The sequence below is a fragment of the Sphingomonas sp. 22176 genome (genome assembly GCF_052045505.1).
In the GTDB taxonomy this organism is placed as follows: domain Bacteria; phylum Pseudomonadota; class Alphaproteobacteria; order Sphingomonadales; family Sphingomonadaceae; genus Sphingomonas.
Genome location: NZ_JBQEPL010000002.1, coordinates 222,545 through 243,448, shown reverse-complemented (window position 1 = coordinate 243,448; position 20,904 = coordinate 222,545). Strand labels below are relative to the sequence as shown.

Sequence of the window (20,904 nt, the reverse complement as noted above, 5' to 3'; positions counted from 1 at the left end):
CCGGTGCCGGGCGCTGGTTTGCCCGGAGGAGGGCGCGCTTACCAGCCGTTTTCGGCGCATGCAAGCACCTCCTTGCATTGCCGCCAACTTTCTTCAGCCCGCGGCTTTTCCTGATCCGGCTTTTACGCAGCATTTACCATGGACCCTGCACAAGGCGCCGGATCAGCGTTTTCGGGCCCTTGCCCGCAGTGGAGCATCCGCATGAACATGGCTCGCGGCATCAATCGTCCGACGGAACCCGAGCCCGTGATCGTGGCGGACGAGGCGATCGACGAACGTCCCGTGGCGATCGGCGGCGACGAGCGGCGGATGCACGTGCGCGCCTATAACCACTGGGTCTCGCTGCTGCGCGGCCGCCCCTACCCCGCGATTCACGATCTCGATCCCGAGAACATCGCCGATTTCGGCCCGAACAGCGTGCTGCTCGATTTCACCGCCGGCATCGAGAACCCGGCGATCCGCTATCTCGGCACCGCGCTGCGCGAGGAATGCGGGATCGAGGGGCCGATCGCCCATGTCGGCGAAGTGCCTAGCCGCTCGCTGCTTTCGCGCCTCACCGACCATTATCTCCAGATCATCGCCAACCGCGCCCCAATCGGCTTCGAAGCCGAGTTCGTCGGCCAGCGCGGCCACCAGATGTTCTATCGCGGCATCCTGATGCCGTTCGCGTCGAACCCGGAGGCGATCGACTTCATCTACGGCGTGATCAACTGGAAGGAAGTGGTCGACGCCGAGATGCAGGCGCGACTCGATGCCGAGATCGAGGCCTCGCGCCGCGCGGTGCCGCATCCCGCACCGACCCAGTCGGTCTGGGCCGACGGCCCCAGCGCCGGCTTCGATTCGCCCGCCACGGCGGAGCTGCCGCGCACCGAACTCGCCTCGCCGCTCGCCGACCAGCTGATGCTCGCCCGCGAGTCGGCCGCCGCCGCCCGCGCCTCGGAGCTGCGCGGCCGCGTGGCGCTCTACCGCGCGCTCGATCGTGCCTATGGCTTCGCGATCGCCGCCGAGAAGGACGCGGAGGGCTATGCCGCGCTGCTCGCCGAGGCGGGGATCGCCGCCCAGGCGCGCGCGCCGATGACGCCGGTGGCCAAGCTCGTCTTCGGTGCGGATTATGACAAGACGCGGCTGGCTGAATTCGCCGCCGTGCTTACCCATGCCCGGCGGCTGGCGGTGCCGGCGGACGGGCTCGACGCGTTCCTCGAAATCACCCCCGGCGGGATCAAGGGTGTCGTCGCAGCCGAGCGCGAACTGCGCGCCTCGGTGGCCGGCGAGCGCCGCCCGGCCGCCTTCGCCCGCGCCGTCGAAGCGCTGCGCCAGCGGCCGCCGCTCGCCCGCGTGGCGATCGCGCCGGGACAGGCCGAATTCGTGCTGCTGCTGGCCCGCGCCGGCGACCAGGGCCTCGATATCATCGCCAAGCTGGAAGACGACGCACAGCTGACCGACCGCGCCGTCCGCCGCGCGGCGGCCTGAGCCTCACTGCCTGAGTCTTACGGCGGCGGAGGGCGCTTCTGCGCCTTTCCTCCCGGTTTTTCCAGACTTGAGGTGGCCTTCGCCCGGGAGCATAGCCGCATCCATGAAGAACCTAGAAAAAAAGATCATGCAGGCTTTTGAGGATCGGATCTTCGAAGGTGCCCTGCCCGGAGAGCTGGAAGGACTGGACGACGCCGAGCGCACGGAAGTGGCGCGGTTCGTCGCGGAGACGGCGGCCGAACGCCCGCCGCAGACCGTGCGGCTCAATCTAGAAACCTATCAGGACGATGCCAGCCGCAAGATGCGGCTCGCCGTGATCAACGACGACATGCCGTTCCTGGTCGATTCGATCGCGGCGGCGATCGCCTCGTTCGACCTGAGCATCTTCCGCATCATCCACCCGATCCTGCCGGTGGAGCGCGACGCCAAGGGCGTGGTGTCCGATATCGGCGAAAAGGCGAAGGATGCCTCGCCCGAGTCGATGATCTACATCGAGATGGAGCGCGCCGACGCCCGTACCCGCCGCGCGCTGACCAGCGAGATCGAGCGCGTGCTGGAGCATGTCCGCGACGTCGTCTCCGATTGGCGCCCACTCCAGCAGGCGCTGTCGATCGACGGCGCCCGCGTCCCTTCGCGCGAAGGCGAGGCGCTGCTGCGCTGGTTCGCCGACGATGCGATGACGCTGCTCGGCCATGAGAAATGGTCGGTCGGCGGCGAGAGCACCGACCAGGTCGGCCTTGCCCGCTACACGCATGAAGTGCCGCTGCTCGCCGATACCTCGCGCAAGCTGGCGGTCGATTATTTCGAGATGGGCGGCGAGATTCCGCTGCTGCTGAAGTCGAACGCCACCTCCACCGTGCATCGCCGCGTGCCGCTCGACATCGTCGTCACGCCGCTGATGACCGGGCAGGAAGTCACCGGCCTGTCGATCCATTACGGGCTGTGGACCAGCCAGGCGCTCAACACGCCCCCGGCGATGGTGCCGATGCTGCGCGGCCGGCTGGAGATGCTCGAATCGAAGTTCGGCTTCGATCCCTCGGGCCATACCGGCAAGGCGATGACGCATGCCCTGACCGGCCTGCCGCACGACCTGACCACCGCCTTCGACCTGGAAGCGCTGGAGAGCCTGGTGCTCACCGCGATGTCGGTCGCGGATCGCCCGCGTTCGAAGCTGGTGCTGGTGCGCAGCACGCTGGGCCGCCACCTGTTCGCCTTTGTCTGGCTGCCGCGCGAGCAGGTCGCCGCCGGTCACCGCGAGACGATCGGCACTATGCTGACCGAGGCCGCGCACGCCAAGATGATCAACTGGTCGATCGCGCTGGAAGACGGCGTGCTGGCGCAGCTGCGCTACACGCTCGACCTGCGCGGCGACACGACGATGCCCGACGAGGACGAGCTCGACGCGCGCATCGCCCGCATGGTGCGCGGCTGGGCCCCGGCGGTGGAAGCCTGCCTCGGCGAGATCGCCGGCAGCGGCGCCGCCCGCCTGTCGCTGCGCCTCGCCAACGCCTTCCCGGATGTCTACCGCCTCACCCACACCCCGGAGGAAGCCGCGCAGGACATGGTGCGGATCGGCGGGCTCGAAGACGAGCATGCCCGTTCGGTGCGGATCGTGCCGCTGCAGGGTGAGCCGGGCAAATACCGGATCAAGCTGTACCGACTGGGCGGTGCGCTGGCGCTGTCCGATGCGGTGCCGGCGTTCGAGAATTTCGGCTTCCGCGTGCTCGAGGAAGTACCGACCGAGCTGACCAACGGCGCCTTCATCCACGACTTCAAGGTCGAGCCGGCGACGCCCAGCACGATGCTGGACCAGGATCCAGCGACCGTCGAGGCGGCGGTGGCCGCGGTGCTCGAAGGCCGCGCCGAGAACGACCTGTTCAACCGGCTGATCGTAGAAGCGGGCCTCAGCCCGTCTGCGGTGGTGCTGCTGCGCGCCTGGTTCCGCTATCTGCGCCAGACCGGCATGCTCTACGGCCTCGGCACCGTGGTCGACGCGCTGCGCCGCGCGCCGCTGGTCGCCACGGCGCTGGTCGAGCGGTTCGAAGCCGCGCACGATCCTGCACGCGGCGGCGATGCCGAAGCAATCGAAGATGCGCACCGTGCGATCGATCTGGGCCTCGCCCAGGTCAGCGCCATCGACGACGATCGCATCCTGCGCCTGTTCAAGGGCGTGGTGCTCGCCACACTGCGCACCAACGCCTTCGCGCCCGGGGGTGCCGAAGCGCTGGCGTTCAAGCTTGATTCGGCCAAGGTACCGGGCCTCCCCGCCCCGCTCCCCTGGCGCGAGATCTGGGTGTACAGCCCGCGGGTCGAGGGCATCCACCTGCGCGCCGGTCCGGTCGCCCGCGGCGGCCTGCGCTGGTCCGATCGCCGCGACGACTTCCGCACCGAGATCCTGGGCCTGATGAAGGCGCAGCGCGTGAAGAACGCCGTCATCGTGCCGACCGGCGCCAAGGGCGGCTTCTATCCCAAGCACCTGCCCTCGCCCGCCGTCGATCGTGACGCCTGGCTGGCCGAGGGCACCGAGAGCTACCGCATCTTCATCCGTGCGCTGCTCTCGATCACCGACAACATCGTCGCGGGCGAGGTCGTCCATCCCGAGGGCGTAACGATCCTCGACGGCAACGATCCCTATTTCGTCGTCGCGGCGGACAAGGGCACGGCGACCTTCTCGGACGTCGCCAATTCGCTGGCGATCGAGCGCAATTTCTGGCTGGGCGACGCGTTCGCCTCGGGCGGCAGCGTCGGCTACGACCACAAGGCGATGGGCATCACCGCCAAGGGCGCCTGGGTCTCGGTGCGCCGCCACTTCCTGGAAATGGGCACCGACATCCAGTCGGAGCCGGTCACCGTGGCGGGCGTGGGCGACATGTCGGGCGACGTGTTCGGCAACGGCATGCTCTTGTCCAAGACGATCAAGCTGGTCGCGGCCTTCGACCATCGCCACATCTTCCTCGATCCCAACCCGGACGCGTCGAAGAGCTGGGAAGAGCGCGCACGGATGTTCGCACTGCCGCGCTCGAGCTGGGCAGACTATAACCCCGACCTCATCTCCGAGGGCGGCGGCGTGTTCCCGCGCACCGAAAAGTCGATCCCGCTCAGCCCGCAGGTCAAGGCGCTGCTCGACCTGGACGTCGACAGCATCGATCCCAACGGGCTGATGATCGCGATCCTCAAGGCGCGCGTCGGGCTGCTGTGGTTCGGCGGCATCGGCACCTATCTGAAGGCCGCGAGCGAGAGCAACGGCGAGGTGGGCGATCCCGCCAACGATCGTATCCGCATCAATGCCGAACAGGTCCGTGCGCAGGTGGTGGGCGAAGGCGCGAACTTGGGCGTGACCCAGGCGGCGCGTATCGCGTTCGCGCGCAATGGCGGCCGCCTCAACACCGACTTCATCGACAATTCGGCCGGCGTCGACTGCTCGGATAACGAGGTCAACATCAAGATCGCGCTCAACCGCGAGATGATCGAAGGCCGGCTCGGCTTCGAGGACCGCAACGCGCTGCTCGTGTCGATGACAGACGACGTGGCGCACCTGGTGCTGGAGGACAATCGTCTCCAGACGCTGGCGCTCTCCTTCATGGAGAATGACGGCGCGCTCGATCTGCCCAGCTATGTGCGGGTGATCGAGATCCTCGAAGCGAGCGGTCGCCTCGACCGCAATGTCGAGGGCCTGGGCTCGAACGAGGACCTGCTGCGCCGCGCACAGGAAGGCCGCGGGCTCACCCGGCCGGAGCTGGCGGTGCTGCTCGCCTCGGCCAAGCTGGCGCTGCAGGACGCGATCGAACAGGGCGACCTGGGCCATGACGCCGCGCTGGTCGGCGATCTCCACGCTGCCTTCCCGAAGGCGATGCAGGAGCGCTTCGGCAAGGCGATCGACGAGCATCGCCTGCGCAACGAAATCGTCGCGACCAAGCTCGCCAATCGCGTGGTGAACCGCCTCGGCGTGCTCCACCCGTTCGAGCTGGCCGAGGAAGAAGGCGCCTCGATGCGCGACATCGCCGCGATGTTCGTCGTCGCCGAACGGCTGCTCGGCCTGCCGGCGCTGTGGGAAGCGGTGGAAACCGCCGAGATCAGCGAAGGCGCCCGCGTCGCGCTGCTCGACGAGCTGGCGGTGGCGGTACGCGGCCAGATCGCCGATCTGCTGCGCATCACCCGCCCGGGCGCCAGCCCCGCCGAAGTCATTGCGCGGCTGCAGCCGGGCATCGACGCGCTGGGCCGCGAGGCCAAGGGGCTGATGCTCACCGAAGTGCGCGCCCAGGCCGACCGGATCTGCAGCAAGCTCACCACGGCGGGTGCACCGGCCGAGCTGGTCGACCGCGTGGTCCATGTGTTCGAGCTGGACGGCTGTATCGGCCTTGCCGATCTCGGCCAGCGGCGCGGCATCGACGAGGTGGTGCTCACCCGCGCCTTCACCTCGCTCGGCCAGGCGCTGGGGCTCGACTGGGCGCAGGCGACCGCGGCGCGGATCACCACCGGCGATGTGTGGGAACGCCTGCTGATCGCCGGCCTCGCCCGCGACTTCCAGCAGCTGCGGCTGGACTTCCTCGGCCGCGTCGAGGGGCAGGATCCGCAGGCGACGGTGGACGCATGGCTCGCCGAGCACCGCGCCCGCGTCGACCAGTTCAGCGCACTGGTGCGGCGTGCGCGGCAGTCGGCAGTGCCGAATGCGGCGATGCTCGCCCAGATCGCCGGCCAGGCCCGGGTACTGCTCGGTAGGGAGTAACCCTGCAGTCCCTCTGCTTCTTCTAAGTCCCCCTCCCGCTTGCGGGAGGGGTTAGGGGAGGGTGCGTGAGGGTGACAGGCGACACGCTGCAAAGAGGCTGCACCGCCGCAGCCCTCCTTCTTCCAGCAAAGCCTGCGCTTCCAGCACTCACCCTCCCGCAAGCGGGAGGGGAGAATAGAAGGCGCTACGCCTCCAGCGCTGCCAGCATCTCCAGCAAATCCTCCGGGAAGATAGCCTCGCCATGCGCGGCTATCTCCTCGCGGGTGAACCAGCGCCAGCCGCGCATCACCCGCTGCTCCAGCGCGGTATGCCCGCCGGTCTCGATCGCCTCCACCTCGGTTCGCACCAGGAAATAGCGCTCGTCGGCCCACACCGGCACGCCCTCGATTGTCACGAACTCGACGACGCGCTGCGTGACCTCCGGCCCGGGATCGGCGCGGATGCCGGTCTCCTCCCACAGCTCGCGCCGTGCAGCGGCCTCGTAGCTCTCACCCGGATCGACCGCCCCGCCCGGCGTACACCAGAAGGGCGGCCGGTCGCTGGGATCAAAGCGGAACAGCAGCACGCGCCTCGCGCCGTCGAGCAGCAGGATCCGCGCCGCGGGGCGCGCGACACGCGTGCTCATTCGCCCGGCGCGGTCGCCTTGATCGCCAGCGCGTGGATGCGCGTGGCGAGCAGGTCGGCAAGCGCGTGATTCACCTTGCGCTGGCGGGCGACGCGGTTGAGCCCGGCGAATTCGGGGCTTTCAATCGTGACGGTGAAGTGGCTTTCGCCGGTGCCGTCGTCGCCCAGATGCCCGCGATGCTGGGCGCTGTCGTTGCTGACATGGAGCTGCGACGGGGCGAGCGCGGTGCGCAGGCGATCGGCGATAAGATCGGCCAGGGGGCCAGTAGCGAGGTCGGTCATCGCGCCTATATAGGCGGTTTGTTCGAGGGAGTCGCGTGGCTAGCCGTCCGCCGAAAAAGGATCGTCCGAATGCCCGTTTCCACGGTCGCGTGGAAGCGGAGGGGAGATTGTGCGCAGAGCCGGGCTGCAATGCCGCCGGCGAATTCCGCGCGCCGCCGCTGGAAGGCGCGCGCAGCGGCTTCGACGGGCCGCCGCCATTCCGCTGGCTGTGCCTGGATCATGTCCGCGCATTCAACTCGGGCTATAATTTCTTCTCGGGGATGAGCCCCGACGAAATCCAGGAGGCACAGCGCCCGATCTCCGGCTGGGAGCGCGAGACGCGCGTGTTCAGCGCCAATCCCGACGTGCCGCCGCGCTGGGCCGATTTCGCCGACCCGCTCGACGCGATCGGCGCGCGGTTCCGGGATCGGATGAAGGATCGCGGCGAGCGCAAGGACGGGCGGCCGCTCTCCGGCGCGGATCGCGATGCGCTGAAGGTGCTCGACCTGGAGATCGACTGCGACCGCACGACGCTGCGCAAACGCTATTCGGAACTGGTGCGGAAGTTCCACCCGGACCGCAACGGCGGCGACCGCAGCCATGAGGCGCGGCTGCAACGGGTGATCGCGGCGTATCAGCAGTTGAAGGGGTCGGCGGCCTTCGCTTGAGTTTGGGCCGGGGGGAGCCCCCCTTCCACCACGCCGCTAGCGCGGCGCGGTCCCCCTCCCCCGCTATCGCGGTGGAGGAAACGCTAGTCTCCTTGCCATTTCCTCTCCCGCGAAGCGGGGGAGGGGGACCGCCGCCGAAGGCGGTGGTGGAGGGGGCCTGCCGCGAAAGTTGTTCTTTATTCGTTCTAAAAAATACGACATCCTCCGCCCGACCCCAATGGCAGGGACTCGCCCAAATGCGCCTTCGTGGAACCCCGCGCACCCGCAGCCTCGCCCGCAAGCTCCGCCGCGAGATGTCGCCCGCCGAGCGCCGCCTCTGGCGCCACCTCCGCGGCGACCCCGAAGGCCTTCATTTCCGCCGCCAGCATCAAGCCGGCCCTTATGTCCTCGACTTCTACTGCGCCCGCGCCCGTCTCGCGATCGAACTGGACGGCACAGGCCATGCCCATGGCGACCACCCCCAGGACGACGCTCGCCGCGACGCCTGGCTCGCCGCCAACGGCATCGCCACGCGCCGCATCCCCGCCGACGCCCTGCTCCACAATCTCGACGGCGTCCTCCGCCGCATCCTCGAAACCGCACGCCTTCGTTATGCGCCGGCTCCGCTCACCAGCCCGAACGTCGCGCCATCCGGATCCACCGCCTGGAGCACGCGCTCGCCGCCGGGCACGTCCATTGGCCCGTTAATCACCGTCCCGCCGGCGCTTTCGACCCGCACCTTCGCCGCGTCGACATCCTCGACCCGGATGTAGAAGCTCCAGCCCGGCTTGGCACCCGGCGGGCAGCGCATGATCGCGCCCATGGGCTCGCCGCCCTCATGGCCGATGAAGCTGTATTCGCCCATCTCCCCCATCGGCATGCCGCCCATGCGGGTAAGCCCGAACTGGCGATGGTAGAAGCCGAGTGCCGCGTCCCTATCGGGCGCGAACAGCTCGTTCCAGCCGACATGGCCCACGCCGTTCCGCTGGTAGACGGTGCTGGTCGCCCCCTCGGTCGCGCCGCGCATCACGTAGAAGGGCACGCCCTGCGGATCGGTGACCATTGCGATCCGCCCGACGCCGGCCGCGTCCCAGGCCGGCACCATCACCTTGCCGCCCTCGCCGACGATCGACGAGACGCGCGCATCGACATCGTCGACTCCGAAATAGGCGAGCCAGGTCGGGCTCGCCCCCGCTGCCAGCATCGCGACATCGAGCTGCAGCATGCCCCCGGCATTGCCGTCCGGCGCGACGATCATCCGGTAATCGGGCCCGCCCGGCGGCGGCGCGCCGACCTGCCAGCCGACCACCGCGCCATAGAAGGCCGCAGCCCTGTCCGCATCGCGCGTCATCAGTTCGTACCAGATGATTTCGCCCTGCCGATTGGTCACGTCTCGCTCTCCCCTGTCGTCAGCCCGTTCAGGCCGGCTCCGCCTGCGCCATCGCGGCGGCCGCTGCTGCCATGTCCATGTGGAACGGCTCGAAGATATGGCCGTCGGGATCGGTGAAGGTGCGGCCGTACATGAAGCCCATGTCCTGCACCGGGCGGATGTCCCCCGCGCCGCCAGCGGCGATCGCCTTCTCCACCAGCGCATCGACAGCCGCGCGATCATCGAGCGGCAGCGCGATCAGCACCTCGGTCGTGCTGGTCGCATCGGCGACGGCGCGCGGAGTGAAGGTCTGGAAGAAGTCGCGGTGGAGCAGCATGAAACTAAGCGTGTCCGAGAATACCATCGCGCTCGCGGTCGGACCGCTGAACTGGGGGTTCTTCGTACAACCGATCGCTTCGTAGAAGGCGGTCGCGCGCGGTACGTCTGTCACCGGCAGGTTCACGAACACAGCGTTCGGCATTGCTGTCTCTCCCGTTCGGGCACGACTTTCGAGTCGCGTCCTGCTTGATTCGTGCCGCGTCTGATCCTAAAAAACAACCGTGAAGTTAGAAAATATAACCAAACCCAAACGCCGCTATGACGATGCCTGCGGCACCGCCCTCGCCCTGGAGTTCGTCGGCGAGCGCTGGGCGCTGCTGATCATCCGCGAATTGCTGCTCGGGGCCCGCCGGTTCGGCGAGATCCGCGCCGGGCTGCCGGGGCTCAGCGCCAATGTGCTCACCCAGCGGCTGCAGGGGCTGGAGGCCGACGGGATCGTCGTGCGCGAGAAGCTGCCGCCGCCGGCCAGCGTACAGGTCTATGCGCTCACGCCCTGGGGCTATGAGGCGGAGCCGGTGGTGATGGCGATGGGCCGCTGGGCATTGCGATCGCCGCGGCACGATCCCTCGCTGCCCTTCTCCCGCGTCTCGCTGATGCTCGCGCTGCGCATGCTGCTGCTGCCGGACAAGGCGGCAGGCTGGGCGGGCAGGATAGGCTTCCGGCTCGGCGAGGAAACCTATCGCGTCACCGTGCACGATGGTGCGCTGGCGATCGACCGGGGCACGCTCGCCGATACCGAGGCGGTGTTCGTCGGCGAACCCAATGACTTCCTGCCGGTGCTGTTCGGCACCATGCCGCTGCCCATGGCACTCGCCGAGGGCAGGTTCGTTGTCGAAGGCGACCTGGCCCGTGCCGCCGCCTTCGCCGCCCTGTTCCTGCTGCCGCCGAAGATCGGCGGCTGAACCATCCCCTTCGGACATGCGGTTGCAGTGCGGCAAACAAGCCACTAGGTCCGGTGCGACTGAAGGATTTAATATGGCCGACATCCCCAACACCCTGCCCGACAGCCGGGACTCCACGATCCTCGACGCGCCCGACAAGATGGTGAAGGTGCGCGACCTGTTCGGGATCGACATCGACATGGAAGTCCCCGCGTTCAGCGAGGCGGACGAGCGCGTGCCCGATCTGGACCCCGCCTATGTGTTCGATCCGGACACCACCCTCGCGGTGCTGGCCGGCTTCGCCCACAATCGCCGCGTGATGATCCAGGGCTATCACGGCACCGGCAAGTCCAGCCACATCGAGCAGGTGGCGGCGCGGCTCAACTGGCCGTGCATCCGCATCAACCTCGACGCGCATATCAGCCGCATCGATCTGATCGGCCGCGACGCGATCGTGCTCAAGGATGGCCAGCAGATCACCGAGTTCCGCGAAGGCCTGCTGCCCTGGGCGCTGCAGACCCCAACCGCGCTCGTGTTCGACGAATATGACGCGGGCCGCCCGGACGTGATGTTCGTGATACAGCGCGTGCTGGAGACCGAGGGCAAGCTGACCCTGCTCGACCAGAACCGCGTGATCCGCCCGAGCCCATGGTTCCGCCTGTTCGCCACCGCCAACACGGTGGGCCTGGGCGATACCAGCGGCCTGTACCATGGCACCCAGCAGATCAACCAGGGCCAGATGGACCGCTGGAACATCGTGGTGACGCTCAATTATCTGCCGGCGGCCACCGAGGCGCGGATCGTGCTCGCCAAGTCCGGCGAGTACGACAAGCCGGGCGGCAAGGAGACGGTGGAGAACATGGTCCGCGTGGCCGAGCTCACCCGCCGAGGCTTCATCAACGGCGATATCTCGACCGTGATGAGCCCGCGTACCGTGATCACCTGGGCGCAGAACGCGCTGATCTTCGGCGATATCGGCTTCGCCTTCCGCCTGTCGTTCCTCAACAAGTGCGACGAGGCCGAGCGGGCGCAGGTGGCCGAATATTACCAGCGCGTCTTCGGCAAGGACCTGCCGGAGAGCGTGGTCGGTCGCGCCTAAACGGGATTGGTCCCGAGCCGCCAGCGCAGCGCGCGGACGAACGGCTCGGGATCGTCGAGGCGGAAGGCGATGGCCGTACGCGGGCGCCTGCCGGGTAGCGGCGCATCCAGCCGCAGCACGAGATTCGGCCAGGCGAGCAGCCCGGCGTTGAGCGTCGCCTTGTCCTTCACCAGCGCGGAATCGAAGCTGGTCTCGATGCTTGCGATCGCGCCATAGGGCACGAATCGGTCGATCAGCAGCCCGGCGCGCACCCGCACACCCTCCGGCGTCAGCAGCACCGGGCACAGGCGGAACGACTTGATCAGCGCGATCATGTAGATCAGCCCGACATCGCTCAGCACGAAGAGGACGTAGGCGGCGAACGCGCTCCATTGGGCGAGCAGCAGATGGTGGATCGCAACCTCGATCGCCTGCAGCGCCAGCAGCGTCACCGCCATCGGCGTCAGGTGCCGATGATAGGCAAAGCCCTGGCACCCGTCCGGCACGTCCGGCGCCGCGCCCCAGCGGAACAGGCCGAGATGGAGCAAGCGGAGTTCGGCGGCCGCGAGCCGGACGAGCTGCGGCGGCAACAGCTCGGACAGGGCCGCGACCCAGCGCGCCTCCGCACTCGTCCGGAGCCGGCCCCAGGCGACCCAGGCGCCCCAGCCGAGATGGACGACCAGCACGATCGCCATCGCGCCCGCCAGCACGGGCAGGCGCAGCAGCGCCTCCCGCACCACCGTCGGCGCAGCGACCAGCACCGCGAACACGGCCAGCGCGAGCCCGGCGACGATCTGCCGCGGCGCAGGGCGGCGGCGCGGCGCGCGTGCGATCAGCGACAGCAGCCGGCTGTCGCTCGCGATCCACAGGAACAGCAGCCCGGCGACCAGCGGGTGCGCCGCCGCGATGGGGCTGCGCACCGCCCATCCCGCCACGGCCAGCACCAGGATCGGCAGGAGCCGCGTCCCCAGATCCGAACGGCGGACGGCAAACGGTGCGGCGGTCATCGGCTTTCCCCAAAGCTATGGCAGCCTTGGATAGCAGGTTCCGCGCCGATCCGCAGCGCTCAGGTCTTCAGCGTGCCCGAACGGTCCTGCAGCAGCCAGAAGCGGGTGTAGCGCTGCAGCCGCGGCAGGATGATCCATTGCAGCGTCGCGGTCAGCAGCAACGAGGAGGGCAGCAGCTGCAGCGGCAGCGGCACGTCCTTCAGCACGGTGCGCACGCCCAGGCTGACGAGCAGCAGCACCGGAAACACCGTCAGCCAGGTGGTGACGAAGCGCTTCCACTTGCTGGCACTTGCATCGCTCGGCAGGTCAAAGGCGATCCGGTCGCCGGTCTGGATCTGGCGCAGCGCCGTGGACCAGCGATCGGCGACGGCGACATGCGCGCGCACCGCGTCGCTGTCATGCCATGCCTCGGCGGTCGCACCGTTATCGAAGCGGAACAGCAGATGCTGGAAGCCGGCGGTCTGGCCAAGCCGGATGGCCGCGCGATAGCCGGGCGCGGCCTCGGCCAGGTCGCCCAGCGCCGCCGCCCAGCGCTCGAAATCCTGCTCGTGCCCGGCGCGGATCGCGCGGCTGGTGACGACGGTGGCGGTTTGGGGAGGATCGGCCGGCATGGCGGCACAACGTTCGCACCGCTCTTGTCGTTGCCGGCTGACCCCTTACGCGTCCGCCCAGCGCCGCAGCAGATTGTGGTACACGCCGGTCAGCGCCACCACCTCGGCATGACCCTGCCCCAGTTCGCCGACCAGGCCCTGGATCGAGCGATCGAGGTCGAACAGGATCCGCCGGGCGCCGTCGTCGCGGACCATCGACTGGAGCCAGAAGAAGCTCGCGACGCGCGCGCCGCTGGTCACCGGCGTCACCCGGTGCAGGCTCGACGATGGATAGAGGATCGCGTGCCCCGCCGGCAGCTTCACCGATTGCGCGCCGAACAGCCCCTCGATCAGCAGTTCCCCGCCCTCATAGGCCTGCGGGTCTTCGAGGAACACGGTCATCGACAGGTCCGAACGCACGCGGAACTCGCTGCCGCGCTGGATGCGCACGGCATTGTCGACATGCAGCCCGAAATTCTGGCCGCCGGCATAACGATTGAACAAGGGCGGGAAGATCTTGAGCGGCAGCGCCGCGGCGATGAACAGGGGCGAGCGTGCCAGCGCATCCAGGATGATCGCCCCCGCCTCGCGCGCGGCCGGATGGGTCTCCGGCAGCTGCTCGTTGCGCTTGGCGAGCGCCGCCTGCGGCCCCGAGGTGACGTTGCCGTCCACCCATTCCGCCGCGTCTACCAGCGCACGCACGCGCGCAAGATCGGCGGGCGAGAGCAGGTCGGGGATCGGGATCAACATGCACACACTCCTGCGCGGGAAACATCCTGCCCTGTGATCGGCCCGCGGTCTGCGGGACATGCGCCAGATCAAGGGCGGAGAAAAGAAGCGGCCCCTCCCGGCATGCACCGGAAGGGGCCGAGGGATCGCGGCCTTCGCGATCAGAAGCGGTAGTTGAGGCTCAGCACCGCCGAGCGGCCGTCGCCCGGCATCGCCCAGCCATTGTTGCGGATACGCGTGTAGTAGAGCGAGTCGGTCGCGTTCTTCACGTTCACCTGCGCGGTCAGCGCACGGGTGATCTCGTAGGAGAGGAACGCGTTGTGCACCCAATAAGCGGGGCTGTAGAACACCTGGGGAGCGCCCGCCGCCGGCAGGGTGAGCGCCGCCTTGCCCTGATAGGTCACGCCGTAACCGAGCGTGAGGCCGATCGGCAGGCGATAGGTGGTGAACAGGCTGCCCGAATGGTCCGGCGTATATTGCAGCTCGGCATTCTTGGCATAGTCGATCGTGCCGGCCGGGCTGTTCTTCGCGATGCCGCGCAGCACCGTGCTGTCCAGATAGGTGTAGTTGGCGGTGACCGACCAGGCCTTGGTGATCTGTCCGACGGCGCCGAGCGCGATGCCATCAACGCGCGACTTGCCGTCCAGCTGCTGCTCGGGGACCAGCGGATCGCCGGTCGCCACCTTGTAGTTGGTGCGCTCGTTGCGGAACACCGCCGCGGTGAGCAGCAGGCGCCCGCCGAACACTTCGGCCTTCCCGCCGACTTCATAGTTGCGCGCGGTTTCCGGATCGACGTTGCAGGTCAGCGCGGTGCACGAGCCGTTGACCGAGGTCTTCGACGGCGTCTTCGAATTGCCATAGGCGACATAGAGGCTGATCGCCTTGACCGGCTTGTAGACCAGGCCCGCACGGTAGGAGAACAGCTTGTCGCTGTTGTAGAAGGTGGTACCCGGCGTCACCTGGCCCAGCGTCGCCGTCGTGGTGGAGACGGTGTCGGCGCGGTAGCTGCCGTCATTCGACTCCCAGCGCAGGCCGCCATTGATCTCGATGTGCTCGCCCAGCTTCATCGTGTCGAACAGATAGACGGCATAGTTGGTCAGCTCGCCGGTCTGCCGCGCGCTTTCGATGAAGTTGATCGGGCCGGTATAGACGTTGCTGCCATAGGTGCGCGCGATCCCGCTCGCTGCCGCCGGACCTGCCACCACCGCGTTCGGGTTGGTGATGCTGATCAGCGGGTAATAGAGGAACGGGCTGGTGCCGTCGGCATTGCGCAGCACGTTGCCGGTGGAGAGGTTGAACTTCTCCCAGCTCGCCGAGGTGCCGAGCGTGACCGAATGCTCAATGAAGCCGGTGTTGAACCGCGCCATCAGGTCGACCTGGTCATAGGCAAGCTGGTTGCGGGTGTTGCGAGTGTTCCCGCGCGGGCCCGAGGCATAGTAATAGCCGGCCGGCACGGTGAGCGTGCCCGTGGTCGCGCCGGTGAAGGCGACGGTGCACGGCGTGCCGGTGGGGGTCAGGCCGTTCGCCAGGCACCAGGTGCCCTGGGGCGGATCGACGATGCTGTGCTGGGTCACGTCCTGCCAGCGCGTGACGTTGCGGATCGTCACCCGGTCGTTGAAGTGATGCTCGAAGGTCGCGGTCGCCTGATCGACATTGCTCTCCTGGGTGTCGACGTTGCGGAAGCCGTAATAGCTGGAGCGGCTCACGCCCGGCAAAGAACCGCCTGCGACCGAGAAATAGGGCACGCCATATTGCGGCGTGTTGTGGTCTTCCTGGTGGAGATATTGCAGGGTCAGCTTGGTCGGGCTGTCGATGCCGATCGTCACCGCCGGAGCGACGCCCCAGCGCTTCATCTTTTCTACGTCGCGGCCGGGCACGTCGTTGTCGTGCTTCATCGCGTTGAGGCGGAAGGCGATCAGATCGTTGACGCGCACATTCGCATCGACCGTGCCGCGATAGTAATTATCGGTGCCGATGCCGCCAGAGGCGAGGATGCGGGTATTCGCCTGCGGCTTCTTGGTGACCATGTTGATCGAGCCGCCGACAGAGCCCGCACCATTTTGTGCCGAGTTCGGGCCGTTGACGACTTCGAGCTGTTCGAGGTTGAACGGGTCGGTACGGGTGTACTGCGCGCTGTCGCGGATGCCGTCGACGGTGATGTCGGTATTGGCCGAATAGCCGCGCAGGTTGATCGAGTCGCCATAGCCGCCGCCGCCTTCGCCGGCGCCGAAGGTGATGCCGGGCACGGTCGACAGCATGTCGCGCAGGGTGAGCAGGTTCTGCTGCTCGATCACTTCGTTGGTGAGAATGGTGATGGTCTGCGGCGTGTCGCGCACCGGCCGGGTCGCCTTGGGCGACTGCTGGTGGGGCGAATAGGGCTGGCCGTTGACGATGATCGTGTCGCGATCCTGCGCGGAGTCGTCGGACGTGGCGCTTGTAGTGGTGCCATCGTTCGGGTGCTTGTCGTCGGCCTGGGCCGGTGCCGAGACGAGAAAGCCCACACAGGCCAGTGCAACGAATGCCGGCGCGCTGGCCATCTTCGCGGAAGTGCGATTCACGTAAATCCCCTTTGAACGTCGTTACGGCTGCGCCTATTGCGACCAATTCGCATTGTCAATGCGATTGCGAGCGATTTGCATAAACATTGCAGCTGTGTGGCGCTTCGCGGGTTGGCCCGCACGCATGCCGCCCGGCCCGCACCTCTGGACAGAGTAATCTCGGTAACTGCAGGCAAGGACCTGCAAGGTTTCAGATGTCTCCGCTCCTCCTTTCGCCCTTATTTATCGGATATATTTCTTTAGAGGATGGCATCAATATCGCGCCGATGGCCCACTTAATTGTTGGACAAACAGCATTCGCGCGCGGATACTGGATAAAAGCAACTATTGGGGAGGATCGGATGCATTCACATCGGTTGAAGTATCGGCCCACATCTGTGCTGCGCCTGAGTCTCGCCCTGGCAGCGCTGCTCGCGGCACCGCTGCCGGCGCTTGCGCAGAACGACAAGATGGCGGTCATCGCCACGCCAGCGCAGCCGTCGGCAATCGAACTCGGCACCGGCCCGCTGCCCGGCGCCACCGCGACCGAGAGCTGGCACAGCCAATATGGCAGCGTGTTCGCCCGCAACGTGACGGTCGCGACGCTCACCCCGTTCCTGCCCGATCCCGCCAGGGCGAACGGCACCGCGGTGATCGTCGCGCCGGGCGGCGGCTTCACCTCGCTTTCGATGCAGAATGAAGGCTGGGATGTCGCCAAGGCGCTCGCCGCGCACGGGGTCGCCGCCTTCGTGCTGAAATACCGACTCAACCAGACGCCGCAGGATCTCGCCGCCTATGAGGCCGCGATGAAGGCGCGCTTCGCCGGCGGCGGCGGCGGCCCGCCGCGGGCTGCCGATCCCAAGGCGATGATGGCGGGCATTGCGACTCAGGTAACCGATGCCCGCGCCGCCTTTGCGCTGGTCCGCAAGCGCGCGGGCGAATGGCATGTCCAGCCGGACAGGATCGGCATGGTCGGCTTCTCGGCCGGCGCGATGCTCACGCTGGCGACCGCGCTTGACGGGCAGGATGCCAAGCCCGCCTTTATCGGCACTATCTACGGCCCGCTCACCACCTTCCAGGTCCCCGCCGACGCGCCGCCGCTGTTCGTGGCGCTCGCGGCCGACGATCCGCTGTTCGGCAATACCGGCTTCGGGCTGATCGACAGCTGGCGCGGCGCCAAGCGGCCGGTGGAGTTCCACCTGTTCGAGCAGGGCGGCCACGGCTTCGGCATGTACCCGAAGAAGACCACGAGCACCGGCTGGTTCGACGAATTCGTCCGCTGGATGACGATGCACGACTGGATCAAGGCCGGGGCGTAAGGACCACCCTATCCTCCCCCGCCAGGGGGAGGTGGCAGGCCGAAGGCCTGACGGAGGGGGAGGAAGCACGCCGGCCGGCGAGGTTCTGGCAACCTCCCCTTCCGACCTGCTGCGCGGGCCACCTCCCCGCCAGGGGGAGGATACGCTCATTGACGAGGGGATACCTCCGCCATCAGCCACGTACGGATCGCGCTCGCCAGGTTCGGCGGATCCTCCGCGCTGATCCGTGCATGGTCGATCGCCGCGACCAGCGCGCTCAGCGGCAGCGCGGCGTCCACTGCCGCCGCCTCCAGCGCCGCCCAGAAGATCGGCTCCAGGCTGATCGAGGTCGGGTGCCCGGCGATGGTGATCGAGCGCTTCACCGGCCCGTGAAAGCCCCCCGGCGGCGCCGTGATCTCCAGCGCCACCGCGTCACTCGGTATCGAACAAGGCGGCCAGCTGCTCGACCATCGTGCCGGCAAGCTGCTCGGCATCCATGATCGTCACCGCGCGGCTGTAATAGCGGGTCACGTCATGGCCGATGCCGATCGCCGCCAGCTCCACCGGCGAGCGCGCCTCGATCCAGCCGATCACCTGGCGCAGATGCCGCTCCAGGTACGAGCCCGAATTCACCGACAGCGTCGAATCGTCGACCGGCGCGCCGTCCGAAATCACCATCAGGATCTTGCGATCCTCGGGCCGCGCGATCAGCCGGCTATGCGCCCAGAGCAGCGCCTCGCCGTCGATATTCTCCTTCAGCAGCCCCTCGCGCATCATCAACCCGAGCGACTTCTTGGCGCGGCGCCACGGCTCGTCGGCCTGCTTGTAGATGATGTGGCGCAGATCGTTGAGCCGGCCGGGCTGCGCGATGCGCCCCTCGCCCAGCCATTTCTCGCGCGACTGGCCGCCCTTCCAGGCGCGGGTGGTGAAGCCGAGCACTTCGGTCTTCACGCCGACGCGCTCCAGCGTACGCGCCAGAATGTCCGCGCTGATCGCCGCGATCGAGATCGGCCGCCCGCGCATCGATCCGCTGTTGTCGATCAGCAGCGTCACCACCGTGTCCTTGAACTCGGTATCGCGCTCGATCTTGTAGCTGAGCGACTGCATCGGGTTCACCACCACCCGCGCCAGCCGCGCCGCATCGAGCAGCCCCTCGTCCTGGTCGAAATCCCAGCTACGGCTCTGCTGCGCCATCAGGCGGCGCTGCAGCCGGTTGGCGAGCTTGGTCACCGCACCCTGCAGATGCACCAGCTGCTGGTCGAGATAGGAGCGCAGCCGCTCCAGCTCGTCGGTGTCGCACAGATCGGTGGCGGCGACGACTTCGTCGAACTGGGTAGTGTAGGCGCGGTATTCGAAGCTCGGCGGCAGGTCGCTCCACGGGCGGTTCGGGCGGACGGGCATCATGCCTTCGTCGCCGTCGTCGCCGGGCTCACCGTCGCCGTCGTCCATGCCTTCGGACTCTTGCTCCTGGTCGCCTTCCTCGCCCTGGTCGGATTCGCGCTGCTCGCCGCGCGCCTCGGTCTGGCCCTCGCCCTGCTGCTGCTGGGACTCGCCTGCCTCTTCGCCCTGCTCCTGCTGCTCTTCCTGGCCTTCCTCCTCGCCGCCGCCTTCATCGGCTTCGTCAGGGACCATCTCGCCTTCGGTCAGCTCGAGATCCTGGAGCAGCTTGGCGGCGAGCGCGGCGAAGGCGTTCTGGTCGTCGATCGCCATCGCCATCGCGTCGAGATCGGCGCCCGCCTTCTCCTCGATCCAGTCGCGCACCAGCGCCAGGCCGAGCGCCGCGCTCGACGGCGATTCGCGGCCGGTAAGCCGCTCGCGCACCATCAGCCCCAGCGCGGTCGACAGCGGCACTTCGTCGCGGGTGCGGGCACGGCCGATCGGATCGGAGCGCAGCCGCATCGCCAGCGCATGCTCCAGATTGTCGGTGATGCCGGCATAGCCGCGCGATCCCAGCGCCTCGACCCGCGCGCCCTCGATCGCGTCGTAGACGGCGCGGGCGACCGGCTCGCGGGGTGCGGTGCGGCCGTGGAGGTTCGCATCGTGGTGCCGCATCCGCAGCGCGAAGCTGTCGGCAAAGCCGCGCGCCTCGGCGATCTGCTCGGGCGGCAGCGTGCGCGAGGGCGCGGGCACCTTGATCGTCTTGCCGCTCTGGAACGGCGCGTCGGCGGTGAAGCCGAATTCGAGTTCGTCGGCACCCGAAAGCGCGCGCGCGGTGCCCGCGAGCACGTCGCGAAGCCGGTCGAGAGGGTTGTCCTGCGCCATTTCTCCCACATGCGCCGCATCGGGCAGAAGTCAAGGAAGGCGGGCACGAGGTGGCCCAGCGGGCAGGTGCGACACTGCGGATTGGATCGGGCTGTCCCCTGCCCCGGTCCCTTTATCCGACAAATCGGCAAATCCCGCTTTGGCGGGGCGCCGGCCCGCGCTAGGGCGCAATCGTCTGTCTTTCCTGAATGAGGACGCTTGCATGAAGTTGCTTCGCTACGGCCCGCGCGGGGGCGAAAAGCCCGGCATCCTGGACGCAGAGGGCCGCATCCGCGACCTGACCGGCCTGGTGCCCGACCTGACCGTCGACGTGATCGAGCGGATCCGCGCGGTCGATCCCACCACGCTGCCGCTGGTCGAGGGCGATGTCCGCCTCGGCGTGCCCGTCGCCAATATCGGCAAGTTCCTCGCGATCGGCCTCAACTATGCCGATCACGCCCGCGAAGCTGGCCTCGAGCCGCCGCCCGAGCCGATCTTCTTCACCAAGGCGATCTCGTGCCTCACCGGCCCGAACGATCCGGTGATGATCCCCAAGGGCTCGCAGAAGAGCGACTGGGAAGTCGAGCTGGGCGTGATCATCGGCAAGACCTGCCGCCATGTCGACCAGGCCGACGCGCTGGACCATGTCGCGGGCTTCGTGCTCGCCAACGACGTGTCCGAGCGCGCCTTCCAGAAGGAGCTCGGCAGCCAGTGGGACAAGGGCAAGGGCTGCGACACCTTCGGCCCGGTCGGCCCGTGGCTGGTCACCCCGGACGAGGTGGCGGACTGCCAGGCGCTCGACATGTATCTCGACCTCAACGGCAAGCGCATGCAGACCGGCAACACGTCGACGATGATCTTCCCGGTGGCGGAATGCATCGCGTACATGAGCCGCTTCATCACGCTCCACCCCGGCGACCTGCTGATCACCGGCACGCCCCCGGGCGTCGGCGAGGGCCAGAAGCCGGAGAAGATCTTCCTCAAGCCCGGCGACGTGATGGAGCTGGGGATTACCGGCCTCGGCACCCAGCGGCAGGACGTGATCGCGTTCGATCTTGGGGCGTTCAACGACTGAGCCCCTCCCCTTCTTCTAAATCCCCCTCCCGC

General features: G+C 67.9%; 17 protein-coding genes and 1 pseudogene. 8 read left to right on the top strand and 10 right to left on the bottom strand.

What is annotated here, in order from left to right:
- Window positions 1–201 precede the first annotated feature (201 nt).
- Both ACTJKY_RS09005 and ACTJKY_RS09000 read left to right on the top strand, forming a co-directional pair.
- On the top strand, window positions 202–1,470 hold the full coding sequence (locus ACTJKY_RS09005; protein ID WP_440845545.1) for a PAS domain-containing protein: 1,269 nt from the start codon (window positions 202–204) through the stop codon (window positions 1,468–1,470).
- Between the two features lie 103 nt (window positions 1,471–1,573).
- A complete protein-coding gene (locus ACTJKY_RS09000) occupies window positions 1,574–6,196 on the top strand; it encodes an NAD-glutamate dehydrogenase (protein ID WP_440845543.1) in 4,623 nt (1,540 codons plus the stop codon).
- Between the two features lie 184 nt (window positions 6,197–6,380).
- Here ACTJKY_RS09000 and ACTJKY_RS08995 read toward each other — a convergent pair whose 3' ends face one another.
- Window positions 6,381–6,821 carry an NUDIX hydrolase gene (locus tag ACTJKY_RS08995; protein WP_440845542.1) on the bottom strand — a complete coding sequence of 147 codons (441 nt, stop codon included), beginning with the start codon at window positions 6,819–6,821 and terminating at the stop codon, window positions 6,381–6,383.
- Entirely contained in the window at window positions 6,818–7,102 is a 285-nt protein-coding gene (locus tag ACTJKY_RS08990) for a BolA family protein (RefSeq protein WP_093298168.1), read from the bottom strand. Before ACTJKY_RS08990 ends, ACTJKY_RS08995 begins: the two co-directional genes overlap by 4 nt.
- Window positions 7,103–7,137: 35 nt before the next feature.
- Here ACTJKY_RS08990 and ACTJKY_RS08985 point away from each other — a divergent pair, with 35 nt between their 5' ends.
- Together ACTJKY_RS08985 and ACTJKY_RS08980 are read left to right on the top strand one after the other, a co-directional pair.
- The gene (locus ACTJKY_RS08985; RefSeq protein WP_440845540.1) at window positions 7,138–7,749 is read left to right on the top strand and encodes a J domain-containing protein; all 612 of its coding nucleotides are present in this window, start codon (window positions 7,138–7,140) and stop codon (window positions 7,747–7,749) included.
- A 236-nt stretch (window positions 7,750–7,985) separates the two neighbouring features.
- A pseudogene (locus ACTJKY_RS08980) lies at window positions 7,986–8,267 on the top strand (endonuclease domain-containing protein); the annotation flags it as partial.
- Between the two features lie 71 nt (window positions 8,268–8,338).
- On the opposite strand, the gene ACTJKY_RS08975 reads toward ACTJKY_RS08980, so the two are convergent.
- Together ACTJKY_RS08975 and ACTJKY_RS08970 are read right to left on the bottom strand one after the other, a co-directional pair.
- The gene (locus ACTJKY_RS08975; RefSeq protein WP_440845539.1) at window positions 8,339–9,118 is read right to left on the bottom strand and encodes a VOC family protein; all 780 of its coding nucleotides are present in this window, start codon (window positions 9,116–9,118) and stop codon (window positions 8,339–8,341) included.
- A gap of 28 nt (window positions 9,119–9,146) precedes the next feature.
- Window positions 9,147–9,578 (bottom strand): VOC family protein, encoded by a 432-nt coding sequence (locus tag ACTJKY_RS08970; RefSeq protein WP_440845538.1) that lies wholly within the window; start codon window positions 9,576–9,578, stop codon window positions 9,147–9,149.
- A 79-nt stretch (window positions 9,579–9,657) separates the two neighbouring features.
- Between ACTJKY_RS08970 and ACTJKY_RS08965 the strand changes: the two genes are divergently transcribed.
- Together ACTJKY_RS08965 and cobS are read left to right on the top strand one after the other, a co-directional pair.
- Window positions 9,658–10,338, top strand: coding sequence for a winged helix-turn-helix transcriptional regulator (locus tag ACTJKY_RS08965; protein WP_440845537.1), 681 nt, complete (start codon window positions 9,658–9,660; stop codon window positions 10,336–10,338).
- Window positions 10,339–10,411: 73 nt separating this feature from the next.
- Window positions 10,412–11,416: a cobaltochelatase subunit CobS gene (gene cobS, locus ACTJKY_RS08960; protein WP_084584531.1), complete on the top strand. Its 1,005-nt coding sequence runs from the start codon at window positions 10,412–10,414 to the stop codon at window positions 11,414–11,416.
- Here cobS and ACTJKY_RS08955 read toward each other — a convergent pair.
- The 4 genes from ACTJKY_RS08955 to ACTJKY_RS08940 all read right to left on the bottom strand — a co-directional run bounded on the left by ACTJKY_RS08955 (window position 11,413) and on the right by ACTJKY_RS08940 (window position 16,258).
- Window positions 11,413–12,402: a hypothetical protein gene (locus ACTJKY_RS08955; RefSeq protein WP_440845536.1), complete on the bottom strand. Its 990-nt coding sequence runs from the start codon at window positions 12,400–12,402 to the stop codon at window positions 11,413–11,415. The two genes, cobS and ACTJKY_RS08955, sit on opposite strands and share 4 nt — an antisense overlap.
- A 59-nt stretch (window positions 12,403–12,461) precedes the next feature.
- A complete protein-coding gene (locus ACTJKY_RS08950) occupies window positions 12,462–13,013 on the bottom strand; it encodes a hypothetical protein (protein ID WP_440845535.1) in 552 nt (183 codons plus the stop codon).
- A 45-nt stretch (window positions 13,014–13,058) separates the two neighbouring features.
- Window positions 13,059–13,742, bottom strand: coding sequence for a Fe2+-dependent dioxygenase (locus ACTJKY_RS08945; protein ID WP_440845534.1), 684 nt, complete (start codon window positions 13,740–13,742; stop codon window positions 13,059–13,061).
- A gap of 140 nt (window positions 13,743–13,882) precedes the next feature.
- Window positions 13,883–16,258 carry a TonB-dependent receptor gene (locus ACTJKY_RS08940; RefSeq protein ID WP_440846312.1) on the bottom strand — a complete coding sequence of 792 codons (2,376 nt, stop codon included), beginning with the start codon at window positions 16,256–16,258 and terminating at the stop codon, window positions 13,883–13,885.
- Between the two features lie 362 nt (window positions 16,259–16,620).
- Here ACTJKY_RS08940 and ACTJKY_RS08935 point away from each other — a divergent pair, with 362 nt between their 5' ends.
- Window positions 16,621–17,577: an alpha/beta hydrolase gene (locus tag ACTJKY_RS08935; RefSeq protein ID WP_440845533.1), complete on the top strand. Its 957-nt coding sequence runs from the start codon at window positions 16,621–16,623 to the stop codon at window positions 17,575–17,577.
- 146 nt (window positions 17,578–17,723) lie between these two features.
- Here the strand turns inward: ACTJKY_RS08935 and ACTJKY_RS08930 are convergent, their stop codons facing one another.
- Window positions 17,724–17,984, bottom strand: a complete 261-nt coding sequence (locus tag ACTJKY_RS08930; RefSeq protein WP_440845532.1) for a ribbon-helix-helix domain-containing protein — start codon at window positions 17,982–17,984, stop codon at window positions 17,724–17,726.
- Between the two features lie 4 nt (window positions 17,985–17,988).
- Window positions 17,989–19,818 carry a cobaltochelatase subunit CobT gene (gene cobT / locus ACTJKY_RS08925; RefSeq protein WP_440845531.1) on the bottom strand — a complete coding sequence of 610 codons (1,830 nt, stop codon included), beginning with the start codon at window positions 19,816–19,818 and terminating at the stop codon, window positions 17,989–17,991.
- Between the two features lie 202 nt (window positions 19,819–20,020).
- Here cobT and ACTJKY_RS08920 point away from each other — a divergent pair, with 202 nt between their 5' ends.
- A complete protein-coding gene (locus tag ACTJKY_RS08920; RefSeq protein WP_440845529.1) occupies window positions 20,021–20,872 on the top strand; it encodes a fumarylacetoacetate hydrolase family protein in 852 nt (283 codons plus the stop codon).
- Window positions 20,873–20,904 lie beyond the last annotated feature (32 nt).

Bases quoted from the DNA above. Each gene is read 5' to 3' on its own strand.
- ACTJKY_RS08955 (WP_440845536.1), bottom strand. From the start codon at position 12,402: ATGACCGCCGCACCGTTTGCCGTCCGCCGTTCGGATCTGGGGACGCGG.
- ACTJKY_RS08935 (WP_440845533.1), top strand. From the start codon at position 16,621: ATGCATTCACATCGGTTGAAGTATCGGCCCACATCTGTGCTGCGCCTG.
- cobS (WP_084584531.1), top strand. From the start codon at position 10,412: ATGGCCGACATCCCCAACACCCTGCCCGACAGCCGGGACTCCACGATC.
- ACTJKY_RS08950 (WP_440845535.1), bottom strand. From the start codon at position 13,013: ATGCCGGCCGATCCTCCCCAAACCGCCACCGTCGTCACCAGCCGCGCG.
- ACTJKY_RS08920 (WP_440845529.1), top strand. From the start codon at position 20,021: ATGAAGTTGCTTCGCTACGGCCCGCGCGGGGGCGAAAAGCCCGGCATC.
- ACTJKY_RS09005 (WP_440845545.1), top strand. From the start codon at position 202: ATGAACATGGCTCGCGGCATCAATCGTCCGACGGAACCCGAGCCCGTG.
- cobT (WP_440845531.1), bottom strand. From the start codon at position 19,818: ATGGCGCAGGACAACCCTCTCGACCGGCTTCGCGACGTGCTCGCGGGC.
- ACTJKY_RS08940 (WP_440846312.1), bottom strand. From the start codon at position 16,258: ATGGCCAGCGCGCCGGCATTCGTTGCACTGGCCTGTGTGGGCTTTCTC.
- ACTJKY_RS08945 (WP_440845534.1), bottom strand. From the start codon at position 13,742: ATGTTGATCCCGATCCCCGACCTGCTCTCGCCCGCCGATCTTGCGCGC.
- ACTJKY_RS08970 (WP_440845538.1), bottom strand. From the start codon at position 9,578: ATGCCGAACGCTGTGTTCGTGAACCTGCCGGTGACAGACGTACCGCGC.
- ACTJKY_RS08995 (WP_440845542.1), bottom strand. From the start codon at position 6,821: ATGAGCACGCGTGTCGCGCGCCCCGCGGCGCGGATCCTGCTGCTCGAC.
- ACTJKY_RS09000 (WP_440845543.1), top strand. From the start codon at position 1,574: ATGAAGAACCTAGAAAAAAAGATCATGCAGGCTTTTGAGGATCGGATC.
- ACTJKY_RS08990 (WP_093298168.1), bottom strand. From the start codon at position 7,102: ATGACCGACCTCGCTACTGGCCCCCTGGCCGATCTTATCGCCGATCGC.